Origin of the sequence: Nesterenkonia alkaliphila, assembly GCF_009758175.1 — a bacterium.
Lineage (GTDB): Bacteria > Actinomycetota > Actinomycetes > Actinomycetales > Micrococcaceae > Nesterenkonia > Nesterenkonia alkaliphila.
The window spans coordinates 1-13,972 of the sequence record NZ_WRPM01000036.1; the positions used below are offsets into that span (position 1 = coordinate 1).

The 13,972-nt window shown below is 56.2% G+C and carries 8 protein-coding genes; 3 read left to right on the top strand and 5 right to left on the bottom strand.

The annotated features are described in order from the left end of the window. Positions 1 to 38: 38 nt before the first annotated feature. Complete coding sequence (locus GNZ21_RS05525; RefSeq protein ID WP_157322155.1) at positions 39 to 761, bottom strand: asparagine synthetase B family protein; 723 nt, start codon at positions 759 to 761, stop codon at positions 39 to 41. Positions 762 to 1,402: 641 nt separating this feature from the next. Here GNZ21_RS05525 and GNZ21_RS05530 point away from each other — a divergent pair. Next, complete coding sequence (locus tag GNZ21_RS05530) at positions 1,403 to 2,233, top strand: class I SAM-dependent methyltransferase (protein WP_157322157.1); 831 nt, start codon at positions 1,403 to 1,405, stop codon at positions 2,231 to 2,233. A 203-nt stretch (positions 2,234 to 2,436) separates the two neighbouring features. Here GNZ21_RS05530 and GNZ21_RS05535 read toward each other — a convergent pair whose 3' ends face one another. From GNZ21_RS05535 to GNZ21_RS05545, 3 genes are all read right to left on the bottom strand, one after another. Next, on the bottom strand, positions 2,437 to 5,514 hold the full coding sequence (locus GNZ21_RS05535) for a glycosyltransferase (protein ID WP_157322159.1): 3,078 nt from the start codon (positions 5,512 to 5,514) through the stop codon (positions 2,437 to 2,439). A 33-nt stretch (positions 5,515 to 5,547) separates the two neighbouring features. Beyond that, positions 5,548 to 9,630, bottom strand: coding sequence for a glycosyltransferase (locus GNZ21_RS05540; RefSeq protein ID WP_157322161.1), 4,083 nt, complete (start codon positions 9,628 to 9,630; stop codon positions 5,548 to 5,550). A 144-nt stretch (positions 9,631 to 9,774) separates the two neighbouring features. Further along, positions 9,775 to 11,340 carry an N-acetylneuraminate synthase family protein gene (locus GNZ21_RS05545; protein ID WP_157322163.1) on the bottom strand — a complete coding sequence of 522 codons (1,566 nt, stop codon included), beginning with the start codon at positions 11,338 to 11,340 and terminating at the stop codon, positions 9,775 to 9,777. Between the two features lie 409 nt (positions 11,341 to 11,749). Here GNZ21_RS05545 and GNZ21_RS05550 point away from each other — a divergent pair, with 409 nt between their 5' ends. Then, positions 11,750 to 11,971 (top strand): TM2 domain-containing protein, encoded by a 222-nt coding sequence (locus GNZ21_RS05550; RefSeq protein WP_229659617.1) that lies wholly within the window; start codon positions 11,750 to 11,752, stop codon positions 11,969 to 11,971. On the opposite strand, the gene GNZ21_RS05555 is transcribed toward GNZ21_RS05550, so the two are convergent. Beyond that, complete coding sequence (locus GNZ21_RS05555; protein ID WP_308805476.1) at positions 11,916 to 12,764, bottom strand: DUF2510 domain-containing protein; 849 nt, start codon at positions 12,762 to 12,764, stop codon at positions 11,916 to 11,918. The genes GNZ21_RS05550 and GNZ21_RS05555 overlap by 56 nt on opposite strands. Before the next feature lie 568 nt (positions 12,765 to 13,332). On the opposite strand from GNZ21_RS05555, the gene GNZ21_RS05560 reads away from it, so the two are divergent. Beyond that, positions 13,333 to 13,929: a glutaminase gene (locus tag GNZ21_RS05560; protein ID WP_157322168.1), complete on the top strand. Its 597-nt coding sequence runs from the start codon at positions 13,333 to 13,335 to the stop codon at positions 13,927 to 13,929. The last annotated feature ends 43 nt before the right edge of the window (positions 13,930 to 13,972 follow it).

Here is a 13,972-nt window from a genome sequence, read left to right on the forward strand (position 1 = left end):
TCGAAGCCGCATAATCACCCAGCAACTCGGAGAGCCAGTTACACCACTACACGGGACTTGACCGGCCAGTCCGCCGAGTTACGCCTGTTACTACGGAACCTGACATGACGACCCAGTGATTGCCCTGTGCTGTTTGCCGTCTGCAACAGAGCCAGGACTACTCGAGAGTCTCGACCGCCAGTGATATCACTGACAACTGGAATGTCTGATTGAATCAGGGTGCGGAGCAACCCAGTCACCTCATCCAGGCCGTCCTGAAGGACGTTTGCATAATCCGACGGGCGCTCGTCAACTCGGCGCCTAATCTCTATTGACGGCTTCAGCCCATCGGAGACTACAACATCGGTAGTAGGAGCTAACAGGCGAATCTCGCTGAATACGGTGTGATGGGATGTCAGCTGGTTTCCTATCATCCCTCGTAGCAAGAAGTTCTGAAGCTGACTCCGGTCAACCGTAAGTTCCCAACTACGATCACTAACATACTCGGCAAGCTCCATCAGAGATGCACCGAGCGCCCAGTTGTCCCCACTGTGATATAAGAACAATTTCGCATAGCCTGTGTCATCTGTACCGATCGAAACGCGTCCACCCGGTTCGGGCGATACACTGACGTACGCCCCGTCTTGTCCGCTCCGCACTTCGCCAAAACGTTCCCGCCCCGACTCACCAATGACGAGGTTCGCGCCGATGAGCGCGTAACCGCGTAGATATGCTCCCGGCAGCGGCTTGTCGACCGCAGTGATCACAGCATTCTCGTACATCACACTAGCCTACAGTGGATTATCCACCTTTTGGGAGTCGAAATCCCGGCCAGCCCGAGCTCGTGACCTACGGATGATGCGCCGACCCAGGAACTACTGTGGATCCGCGCTGGGAGCTATAAACACCGGAACAGGTGACTCGGCGTGCGCCTAGCCGACTCGCATATCATACAATCAGAACTCACGGTTGCCGAGAATCTCCGGCCCTCAGGGGCATAGGACGGCGCCGCGCGGTGGCCCCAAACCCGCTAAAGCACACAAGACAACGCCCTAACCTGCTGCACCGACGACAGCGCGCTGTCCGTGGCAGCCTAAAGCCCCATAAGACAGGGCTCAGGTAATTCCACAGAATCTAAGAGCCAGCTACTGCAATAGCGATAGCCACGATGGACGAGAGCAGCTGGTAGAACTCCCGGTGTCCTCTCGCAAGCCAGGGGCGCCGCACTGCTCTATAAGTAGCGACATACACTCCACCCGCGACAACCGTACACGTAGTAACCTCCACCTCGCACCGGGCCCGGGTGCAACACTCCCCAAACGGACATTGCTTACACGTGAAGTCAACCTCTCACTCCGTCATCACCTGGCAGAGAGATTTTGCACTAGTCTTGCTTCAGCACATCAAGCACAGGAGGACCAGGATGACCGACTCAATAGAGCAACTCCAATTCATTGAAAAAAAACTCGATCAACTGACCGAGGCTGTAATAAAGCTGAGCAAGGATATACATGATATCGACACTCAAAATAAGGAGGCAATAGAGGCTGTAAAGAATGAAATTGTCAGTCAGGTCTCTACAAATCGCCTCCGCCTGCAGAGGCACGTGACAACCTCATCAACCGAGACTATACAGCAAACAGAGGCCCTCTGGCAGCTCTACCCCCAGTTAGATACTCCAGGTCCAATCATGCCGCCTTCCGGAAATTTCGCAATGGACCCCCGTACACTCTTACACTTGTCTAGCTTGATCAAGGAAACAAGGCCCAAAGTAATCTTAGAGCTCGGGGGCGGCGCATCGACGATATGGATGGGCTATCTAACAGAAGCATTTGGCACTAAGATAATCACAGTTGACCACCTAAAAGAATACAGGAACATAACAGAGGGTTATGTTCGCCGCCACAACTTTAACAAGAGGATCGAGTGTCGTCTAGCACCTCTCGAGAATGTCGCAGTCAGTGGCCACGAATTCCTTTGGTACTCTCAAAGCTCTTTCTCCGATGTCACGGATATCGACATACTTCTCATCGACGGCCCACCGCAGGCAACTGGCGAGAGCGCCAGGTACCCCGCCTTTCCCACACTGCGCGAGAGCCTTTCACCGCAAGCACTAGTTCTGTTGGATGATACTCACCGCAAAACCGAGCAGGAGATTCTCGAAAGGTGGTCCTCAGAAGCACCCGGCTACGAAACACGGGACCGAGGCGTGAGTCGCTTGGCGGTACTCCAGAAGCGGCGTAATGAGTTATAGTCACATGAGATGTATATATACATTTAAAATAGAGTCTATTTATTTCCATTTTCTTCCAAGTGATTCTGAGGAACGCTCCGCAAATTGAGTGGCTATGAGCTTCACCCGAGAGCACACTAAAGTCACTAACTAGATCCCGATATACGACAACGCCAAATCAGCGTCACCCCAAAGAGCACAAACACAGACTCAGCGAATCGTCATCAACTCATATACTTCCTAAGTCGCTCGCGAAATGCAGCTTCACTATAAAGATTCTGCGCGAGACGTAAACCGGCTTCCGATTGCCTGAGATATACCACAGGATCACTCCACAAGTCCTTCACAACAGAGCGCACCTCGTCCTCGCGACAATAAACGGCACCCTGACCAAAGTTCTTTTTCATGTAGTGCGGCAATATTACAACTACCCCCTTCAACATAGCCTCTACTGTAGCCATCCCAAATGACTCAGTTAAGCTCGATGAGTGAAAGTACGCCCAAAAATCTATTGAATCTAGGAAACTATCGACAGGTTCGCCATTGAAACCCAATACCTCGGATTGCTCCCTCAACCTATCTTGATGGCGTTTCGGCAGGGAGGAGATTCCGCCTAGGATTCGCACACGTGCGTGGGGGCCACCGCCATAGACTTGCAGTAGAGTCTCAAGCTTATCCGGCCACTTAACTGCACTATCCCTAGAGTGCCGTCCCAGTACAGGTACCCGAGAACTATCGACAACCCGCGGCCCTGATCCCTTGTCGCTCGTGAACCCCGGCCACAGCTCCTCATCCAACTTGAAACTTGGCTCAACTGCAGCCAGAAGTGAACGTGTAACGCCAGATTCAGCCATCACAGAAACATTCTCCGTTACCGAGCAGGGCAGGTTCTGCCTACATCTACCAAGGTCATAAACGTAACCGCTACCGCCATCAAGGACGGGAGGATGATTCACCACGAGAATGCCGCGTCCAGCGGTAAAGCCGAAATCTTGATTGTCAGCGTACTGCAACACTGTAGGATGCCTAACTATCAGCAGCTTAGTGTGAAACTTATCCCTCGGTGAGAGAACTTCGACTTTCGGCAACATCGCGGCATCTAGAGCCTTGTCGACTATCGGTGGTTTCATTCCATTCACTGAGGAACCTATATGAAGCAAACCTACACGAAGACCCATTTGCTTCGCTTCAATAATCTCGTTAACTGTTAGACTGCTAGTCCCTCCTGGAAATCTGAAATCTGTCATGAATACTACGTCAAAGGAACCCAGGTCAGCCTTGCGCTTACCTGGCATCATATTCAACGGTCTTGGATACTCCCGCATGGTCTTATCACGATGGGCTCGCTGATATGCGCTTACATAGAATAGGCGTGAAGGATCAATGTAGCCCCGGTTTAGGTCACCAGCAGTCAAGGAAACTTCGCGTGTCCGGGTGAATGAGAGCGGAGCCTGTCCGACAACTTCAACCTCACCTTGGCCGTCGGAAAGAATCCGGTCTCGGAACTCAGCATCAGCACCCCTGTTAACCTCGTCCCACACGCCGAAGTCGTCGAACACCTCCCGCTTCACCAACAGCGATGAGAAGTTGGCTTGCGAAAACAAAGGATTATTGTTGATGCGAGTAGTTATTAGGTCATTTGTACTCCGGGCGTGCCTGCTCATCGTACCGCGTAGCTCGGGACGTTCCAACAATCGCTTAACTTGTCTTTCGATCTTCTCTGGGTGGGACCAATCATCATCATCATGGACAGTCACATACTCGCCAGTTGATCTCTTCAGGCCTTCGTTCCTCGCGACGTACGCTCCTCTATTTTGAGGCTGGAGGACAAGTTGGACTTCAGGGTAATCATCTATGACGGCTTCTAGTGCACTCTGATTGTCTTTGCTCGACCCATCATCGACTACAATAATCTCCAGATTCGCCCACGTCTGACTCATTAAAGAGTCCAGTGTGGTACGTATGAGACTTGCGCCCTCAAAGGATGGAACAATCACAGAGACCTGAGGCCCCTCAACGGTACGAGGTTCGGCGGTGCCTTTGAGGCGGTCGAGTCGATTCTTCGACTCCTGTCCCACCAACTCGACGGCTGTAATGGCTTCCCGGTCGTACATCGCATTAATTATTTCGAGCCACTTCAACTCATCAGGGCTCTCACTTGCAGCAAGTGCATAGTTTGCCCGGAAAAGTCCTTCCTGAACTGGCTGTCCCCGGAAAGCGCGTTGCTGCCGGGACAACTTATGAGCTTCAGTCCATCGCCCGAGGTCGCTGAGTACCTCGGTGTAGATCAGGTTGTCAGAGCGCCCAAGAACTGACCCACCCCCTAGTTTGCGGACTACGTTGAAAATCATCGCAGCATCATCAAGATCGTGCGCCAGAATTCTCTGGTTTGCGAGAACTCGTGCCAACGTTAGCAGCCCTTTCGCATCCCATTCCTTGATAACAGCACCAGCGCCACTCAGCTTCCCTCCGCGCATCACGCGGAGGATCCGCAATAGTTGTTGGAGGTCAAACTGCAGATTGGTTGCGTTGCGCGCGAAAGCATCCCGGATCTTGAGGCTCTTGGAACGAAGAGCGAACGTTTCATAGGTTCCGCTTGCTCGCCTGATTCGTGATGCGTATTCAAATTCCGGGCCCACGCCCCACAGCACAGCAGAGTTACCGAATGAGTTTCCGGGAAGATTCGTTTCACTGTTCGCGGAGATAGACTTCGATTCGCTAGCGGCCTGATCCTTGACCGGAGTAAGACCGGGGTCCTGCTCCTTTACCCCCTTTACCTCGGTGAATTCCAATCCTTGGATCCTTGCCTCCCCAGCCCCTTCAAACCGGAGTGACAGCGCTAGCCGGGAGGCGGAGGAAGAGGTCGTGTATAACATCTGCTTCCCAGGATCTATGACGTGTCGCGAAATTCGACTTCCAGAATTATCAAATTCGTGAACGACAAGAGAGATTCTTAGATTTTCCGAAGTGCTTGCTTTGACTTGAACTAGATATGTTTGACTGGGGTTAGTGGCAGCACCCCTCCCTTCCGTCAAATTTATAAAATCTCGCGGTTGGCAGTTGTGCGAAAGGTGCAACGTGTATTTCTTATTCTTTCGGACCAGAATATACTCGTGGCCCTCTCTGGCCAAATGAACTTCTTGATTAGCCCCCAGAACCCACTCGTCAACCCATGCGTTCGGGGCGTTGAAGATCTTCCCCAGGGTGTAGCGTCGCAGATTCCCCTCTAGTGCTGCTACAGGAAGGGGGATTTGGGAGCTAGTTTCTGATTCATTTGAAATAGAGTCACTCAATTTGTCCACTTTCTGAGATCATTTATTTTGAATAAACTTTTTCTATCGTTCAATTCCAACCCCGAGACTGGCGAGTCTTTCAAGATATGCATTTGGCGTACATTCGCGCTCGATGAAACGCCGCGCTCGGGCCTGCTGAGCAGCATACTGAGCTTCTCCCCAGAGGTTTTTGACCACCGACAACGAGTCCTCAGGTGCAGCGTAGACAGCAGCCTCTTTGAATACCGGCTCGAAATGATAGGGAAGCACACACACGACCCCGTAGCTCATCGCTTCGAGAATCGCCATGCCAAAAGCTTCTAACCACCCGTCGGAGTGGAAGTAGACAAAGAAGTCGATCCTCTGTGACAGATACTGGTCAACCTCAATTTCATTGAAGGCGTATATCTCCCAGTTCTCAGCCGAACGGGGAAGGTAACCCTTTCTCATCGGCACGCGAGCCCCTCCAAGGATGCACACATCCACAGATCCATCTACAGGATAGACCTGTCGGAACACTTCACGATCAGAGGGCCACTTTGCTGTATCATCCCGGGCATGCCTACCAATCACAGGGCACCGCGACGGATCAAAGCGGTTCCTTGAGATGTGTTCATCTTTGAGCCGGATAATCCCCTTCCAAGAACAATCAGCAAGGTCCGACGCGGGCAGCAGCGGCTCCAACATTGCGCCGATCTGTTCACTCTGAGGAGCCCACAACGGACGCCTTCCAAAGATTCGCTCTACGTTTCGGGTGACCACACCAATATCGTAACTACGACGTTCTCCGCTCGGTTCATAAGGCGGATGATTCGAGACGATCACTATCCGGCCAGCCCGCAAGGCCGCCGGGCTATCTCTGACAATCTGCACTGCAGTGGGCCAACGAATGACGAGCAAGTCTGTGACTGCCTCAGTATCGAGAGAAAGCCGGTCTACTCTCCCATCAAAGATCAGTTCATCAATTCTCTGGTTGAACTGGCGCTTCGCAGCAGAAGGAATGAGGCCGTTTTGTAAGGGAATGACTCCCACTTTGAGCCCTGCCTCCAAGCACACTGAAATCTCGTTGAACAGCGACGTCGAGTTCCCGGCGAGGAACCCAAACTCCGAGGCGAAGACCACGTCATATGACGGCACGTCAAGGGACCGCTGGGGCAGGTATGCCGGCGGTGCTACAAAAGGGCGCTTGTCCAGTGTCTTTGGCATATACGGTGAGGCATCGTCCTCACGAATCGAGCGGTGCCACCTCTTATAGGCTCGAAGATATGCCCGGCGATCTGGTGCCAGGTATCCGGCTCCCATATCGTTCGCTGTGAGATTGCCCCCCTCCATCAGTGCCAGGGCCAACGGCGCTGATGTGACCGGCTCGATCTTGAACCCGTAGTAGTTTTCCATGCGGCTCTTGAACTCGGAATCGCCTGACTTACGCACGGTGTCCCAATAGCCCAAGTCCCGCAGCACAGGCTCCCGGCGGAACATCAAGGACGGGAGGGACGGGTAGACCACCCGACCGGTGGCTGAGCGCATAATGAACTTAAGGTTCGCATCCACCCGTGCCCAGTTTGTTTCATTGGCGATCAGTTCAGGGTCGTTCACGAGCTGACGCGCCTGAATCTCGATCTGCTGCGGATGATGCCAATCGTCTTTATCTGCCACAGTGAAGAATTCGCCCCGGGCCAGATCTAAGGCTTCGTTACGCACAGAGTAGGAACCGCGGTTCTCCGTATTGAAGATCAATCGGATCCTGCTGTCCTGTTCGGCCAGACGCTCCAGCCGGTGTCGGTAGCCGGTGGCTGTGCCGTCCGCAGTCTCGGACGGCGAAGCATCGTCAATCATGATGATCTCAAGGTTGCCCCAGGTCTGGCCTAACAGCGAAGCCACAGCGACATCTGTGGCGGTACTCGGCTCATAGATAGGCATGATGACACTGACCAGAGGGCCCTCTGACTCTCCCGTGGACGCCCGATGAGCTAAACACGTGGGCAAGGAGAAGAATGACACGTCAGTAGCATCCGCGGAGACGGGCTCAGCGCCTCCATCAGTCAACACGGTGTTGAACTGTGCCCACCAGCCGGAAGAATCTGCGCTAGAGTTCAGCGCCGGATTAAGCGTGTTCAGGGCCAGGACCCGCTGTGAGTAATCATGTTGGGGATCGAAGTCCTCCGTGTCCAGCACGTTACGAGCGTCCTCATATCGCCTGCGCCATACGAGCAGATCACCGTAATAGGCGCGGTCTGTCGTACGTACTGATTCAAGTCCCCTGTGTTCGTGGACGAGGGAATAAAGTGTCAGCGCGTCGAGCCAATCGGTCTCGTCCCGAGGAGCGGAGTACAGGAACCTGGCCAGGCAGAGGAGAGCTGAACGCCAGGAGTTTCGCATAATACGCTCTGTGGCTTCTGCCGTGAACAGCTGAGCCCGCGTTGACTCCAATAGTCCATGGAGCTGCGCGAAGTCGTGCCGGCCCTTCGTTGCCGCATAAGCCAGCACATCCTTTGCGTCCCCGGTGCGGTTCCGGATCGCGTTCTGCGTAAACCACTGCAGGCGGCCCCTATTGTTCCGAAGTTCCTCAACCCAGTACCAGAGCGCTCCCGAGGAGGGTGCTAGTGAGTCACTCTCCGAATCACGGCGGTAATCAGCGATCGCCACCTCAAGGTCACGCAGTGTTAACTCTGAAGCGGCAGCCTTGTACTGGCTGAGAAATGATTCGACGGCGGTGTCGAGTCCAGCCCGGCGGGCTCTAACTATCAGGGCCGTGGCACTGCGGCGGTTAGGAGTCTCCAAGGCCTGAGTCAACACCCAGTCCTGCGTCAGCAGGAACTGCTCCACCCGCCACAGCTCATGTGCAACACCCTCATGCTCTGCTGTGAGCATCAGGTTCACAGGGCGGTCCAGCAACTCATCCAGGGGCAGTGGAACGGTATACCCGCCAGTCTGCTGGACTCCATGAAGAATCGCGGCATCCTCATCGCCGCTCGCAGCCCTGACTCTGAAAAGTTCTTCAGTTCCGTTACCGGTGACTTCCGAAAGCACGATGGACAGAGACGTATCTAAGTCGCCGGTATGGAAAGCGAAGCCTCCAAGCTGGCCTGCTTCCAACCGCACCCCGGAGAACGCCAATTCACCAGGGTGGTCATCGGTGAGTGTGTCTGGAAGCCCGCTGGGGCGGCTACCTGCAGCTTCGCCCAAACGGAGGTCGTAGGTGTCTTCCAGCTCTGAGCCTTTGTCCCACCTGGGGAGCGCGGCTGAAAGACGTTTTGCCATGGGTATCTCGGCAGCGTACGAGCGTGCCCCCTGCTGCGTTGTGCTCTCCAGCGCCCGAAGAGCGACGGCGCTGCTTCCCAGGCGTAGGATCACACGCTTGTTCTTCACCGGTCCCGAGAGGGCGACCCGGGCGTAGGAGGAAGTCAGCTCAAACTTTTCCACGCGAATGTCGTGACGGATCTTGGAGGCTTTCTTCCACGGGGGTCGCCAGTCTCTGCGACCTGCGGACACCCGCTCAGATTCCTCCTCGGCCCATTCTTGATGCTCTGAGGACAGCTTGACTCGGCACTGTGCTGCTGTCACAACTCCCTTCGGCGAGACGACCACTGTCTCCACGAGGTGCTCTTCGTCGTCGAAGTGCTCACCGGGAAGTTGGTATGAGAATGCGTAGCCTCTGGGGGCAGCAATGGCCAGCTCGCCCTCTGACCAGGCAATCGTCGGTGCATCAGCTTTACGCGCGCACACCCGTTGACCGTCCACATAGATGCGTACCCAGCAGCGACCGCCTTGGTAACTTACCCAGCCCGCGATCTGTCCGAGTTCTGAAATATTGAAGTCCCCGATCAGGTCCGGGTCGGCGGAAAAACGCCGGTCCGGCGCAGACAGGGTTTTCTCGTGGAGGACTCGGCCCTCACTACGTTCGCGCAACGCTACTGAGTAGCTCTGCCCCGTCCACAACTGGGGCGGCAGTGTAGTCACAAATCCGACGTTCCGAGTGGAGAACTCCTCCTCAGGAAGCTCCTCCCGGAAAATATTGCAGGGCACTGCGGCTACAGGCTCACCATCCACCAGCAAATCCAGGGGTCTGCGCCCCTCAGCCTGTGCTGGGTCGTAGAACCAACCGCTGATGCGATCGGCCCGGAAGTTCACAACTTTGTATTTCATGGACCTGCTGGTGATAGGGGCAGAAACTGAGGACACGTATCGAATTGAGATTATCAGTCAAGCGCCGGCTCTCCCCCTTAGACACTGCTGACGGCCTGCCAGGATTCCGAACTCGGCATATTAATTCGGAGGGTTCTCTGTGCTTCAGTACTTGTGGTGCTCGCTGGCAGTGATCTTCTTCTGAGTCGAGCCAACATGCACCTGGGCCTTGCGGATGGCGGCCACGTATTCAGTGAAGTCTTCTGTGGCGAGATCCATGGCTACAGCATCAAAGTGTGCCCACTCGGTGGTGCCGAGCTTCACGTGCTTTTCCACCATGCCAGCACCGGCAGCCACTGCCAATGCTGAAGCCATCCATCCGAAGTCATGGCTGGAGTAGCCAGGAACGATCTTAGGTCCAGGCTTATCGGCCTGCCGGGCTGCCAGTTCGGCGTAGTGCCGCACCACTCCGATATTGGTGTGCTCATCCGGGGTGGGATAGGCGGAGTTGCAGTGCAGGAGGTACAGAGTCTCCTGCTTGGTGAAGGTCTTCAGCAGCCAGTCCTCATAGGAGACATCCGTCATTCCGGTGGAGATCACCAGGGAACCGGTGTAGTTCCGCGCTACGTGTTCGAGGTAGTCCTTCTTTTCCGAGATCGTGGAGGGCAACTTCACCAGCGGCACGTCCAGTTCCCGCGTGATCCACTCGAACGAGGGCTGGTCCAGTACGGAAGCGAACCACCCGATGCCCAGGTCCTTGGTCAGCTCTTCCAGGAAGAGGAAGCCTTCTTTGTCCAGCTCCAGCTGACGCCGGTAATCACCAAAGGTGTTCCCGAACGGTGACTTATAGGGGGCAGCCAGCTGCTTCGGGGTATAGAAGGTGTCCACATCCCTCTTCTGCACCTTCACCCAGTCTGCCCCTGCGGCGTGGGCCGCATGGACCAGCTGCTCCAGGCGCTGCAGGTCCCCGAAGTGATTTGTGGTGATCTCAGCGGTGATCTCCACCGTAGGCGTCTCGACCGCGGCGTCGTCATTCACCCTTCCTGGTGGGGTGACCTGTACACGGTGCTGGGCGTTGAGGTCCGCTACGGTGAGTGCGGAGAACTCCTTGGTGCCCACGTGTATGACGTCCAGGTTGGAGTCCTCCAGCACGTAGAGCGCATTGCGCATGATGTACTGCTGGATCTCGAGGTTGGCTCGGCGGAGACTGGAGTCGGGGGCGAAGGAGGTCGTGGCCGAGCGGGCAGGGCCGGTGCCCCCGGTGAAGTCGAAGCCCACCATATACACCGTCTGGGTGCGGCCTTTGCTGTCGGCCACCGCACGGGCCAGCTCCAGCGCGGAGAGGAAGATCGCACCCTCCACGGAGAACTCCTCGCGGCTCTGGAACCGGGAGAGCATGAGGTCCTCTTCATCATTGCCCAGGGGGCGGTGCGGGGCTTTGACCACAGTCTTTCCCTCAGGCCGGAAATCCGTGGAGGTGACGTAGGCGCGGGCGTGCAGGCCCTCATCCTGGAGGGATTCGGCAACCCAGTCTTCGTAGAAGATGGTGACGTCGGTGGGGTGGATGCGCTCGGCGTCGTTGATTCCGATGGTGAGGCGGTCTCTGAAGACCCTGGTGTCCACCTCTTCGGCCGAGGGCCCTTTGCCCAGGATGACGATGGTGTCTGCTGGAAATGCTTCAGACAGCTCTGTTGCCAAATGCGTTATTGCCTCTGTTGCAGGCTGCGTCATCAGCCGATCTTCTCCGATGCGGTCAGTAGTGCGGGCGAGATTCGGTTTTCAGTCTAATGTGCGTGTGAAGCCGCTGACACGACCGCCCTGCGCCGGGGGCAAAGCTCCGAGAACTTCACATCCTGTGTGTTGGACCGGCAGCATCAAGAAGCTCGTCCATGAAGGTCGCATCGGAGCATCCCTCTGAGTAATCAGCCCGTCGGAGGCCGGTACGATGACAGTACAATCCCGCCTGGGGTCTTCCATATCGTCAACAAAGGAGGAAGCCATGTCTACTTCGCCCCCGCCTCCTTCACCGCGACAATGGGCGACTGTTCAGCCTCCTCCACCGGGGATCCAGCCAGAAATGCCCTGGCCCCAGGTCCCCCAGGCCCTGTCATCGGGCGTGCCAGCGCACCCCTCTCATAACGTGTACCCGATCCCTCACGATCTGAAGAGCTTCTGGATCGTTTTGCTGCTCTCGCTGTTCTTCGGGATTTTTGGAGCAGACCGGTTCTACCTGGGGAAATACGGTACGGGGATACTGAAGCTCATCACGATTGGCGGCTGCGGCATCTGGTGGGTGATCGACTTGATCATCCTCCTCTGTGGGGGTCAACGTGATGCCCGTGGGAATCGGTTACTGATCTAGCATCAAAGATACCCGGTATGAGCTGCTCGAACTCGCCAGGAGTCAATTTCCGGAGCGAACCCTGACATTGAAGAAGCTCTGGGTCTCCGTCCACAATTCTGGCATGGGAAAGAAGAAACCACTGCTCCTCGCTGAATGCTCGAGCGAGCACCATGGCGCGAATACGGCCTTCCCACTCTGCCCTGCTCATACTGATGGTCACAGGTTCCGTCCTGATTCTCACGTCGTGTGATTGAGGTGCCCCGGGGTCCTCGCCATAGTGGGGCAATGCAGGCGAAGCTGTATTGAGCGGGGGCTGGAAGTGTGAAGTCCACCTGTGCCCGTCCCACCATCGCTGCCGACCGTGACCAGCATCGTACCAACCAGGCGGGGCGTTGGTGGGGCTGACCGACCGGAAGTGCTCCGTCCATTGGCGACCATTCCACCAGCGAAGCCGGTCCTGCCCAGTGTCGTACCAACCCGCAGGAGCCGATTGGTAGCCCTGCGTTTGAGTTCCAACCTGATGTTCAGTGCTGGCGGATTCGTCCAGGCGGTGATCTCTCCGTTCACGAACGCCCTTGAATACTGCCGCAGCTCCAACTGAGAGGCCAACCACTGCTAATCCTGCAAGTGCCCCGAGCAGGACTGAATCGCGCTCATCATTGGGCTCGTCCTCCACAGGGAACAACTCAGCCTGCCCTACGAGCCTGTTGTCACTGGAGCGGGCTGTTGCGCGATAGCCGCCTCGACCACTACGAGATTTGTCCAGGTGGGTCCCAGGCTCTGTTCCAACCCACATCTTCCGGTATTCCATGACTTCACCGTCCTGCACGCCGAGAATCTGCCCGTGCCCAGCCTGTGATCTGCGTCAAGATTATCAGGGAGAATGAGACAGATCATAGATTTCCGCTTCCATCGCGGTAGTACTGAACTTAGGTTGAGCTGAGCATCTTCAGTCAACCACGTGGAGCAGAGATAATCGCCTGGGACGCCTTCATTCATCTGTTGCCGGTGAATGATCAACGACGGAACCGCCGGGTATCAGGCCTGGCGGTGAAAGCCGACGACCGTCGCCGATCCCGGAGGGACCCGACCCCACAGAGCCGGGTCCCTCCGACTCCTCCGTGACTCCTACTCCGAACGAAGCCAGTCCAACAGCATCCGAACAGGTGACGGACACCAGCCCAGACACGGGGGCCTCGGCTGAACAGAACAGCGATAGCAGCGGGTGCTTGACACGCACAGGTATGCAAGCAACCCCGATCTCAGCTGCGGCCCCGTTACCACTCCCTGCCGGAGCCACCCTCGTGCCCTGAAAGCGCAGGAGTTCACCTCAAGCCTGAATTCTGCGTGCAGGAGCGATTCGCAGTTAGGGTGTCGGCATGACTGGAACCTCTTCCGACGCCGAACAGCCCGAGCGTGCCTCCTCGGTGAGCGAGTACCTGGACCATGTCCTTGCCGAGTGCGGAGAGGACACCTCCGGCGAAGTCTCCCGGGATATCCCTGCCCCGGGCGCCACTGACCCCGCTCTGCACGCTCTGGCCGTAGTCACTGCCGATGGTTCCGAGTACGCCTCCGGGGATGATGACCACTACTTCACCATCCAATCCATCTCCAAGCCGTTCGTCTACGCCCTCGCCGTGGATGACGCTGGTCTGGAACGGGTCCACGAAGCTGTCGGCACTGAACCCTCCGGTGAAGCGTTCAATGAACTCTCACTCGAAGGCGGAACCGGCCGTCCACTGAACCCCATGATCAACGCCGGCGCGATCATCACCCACCAACTGGTGAGGCCGAAACCGGAGAATCCTGAGACTCACGCGCAGCACACCACCTCGCACAGCACCGAGGTGCAGCGCCGTACCGCCCGAATTGTGGAAGGGCTCAGCGCCTTCGCCGGCCGGGATCTCAAGGTGGAACATGACCTGGCTGAGGATGAGTACTCCAAGGATTACCGCAACCTAGTGGTCCGTCTCTGATTTAGCTTGCCATTTCGGTGAGTTTCGCTCGTGCTCGGCGGGT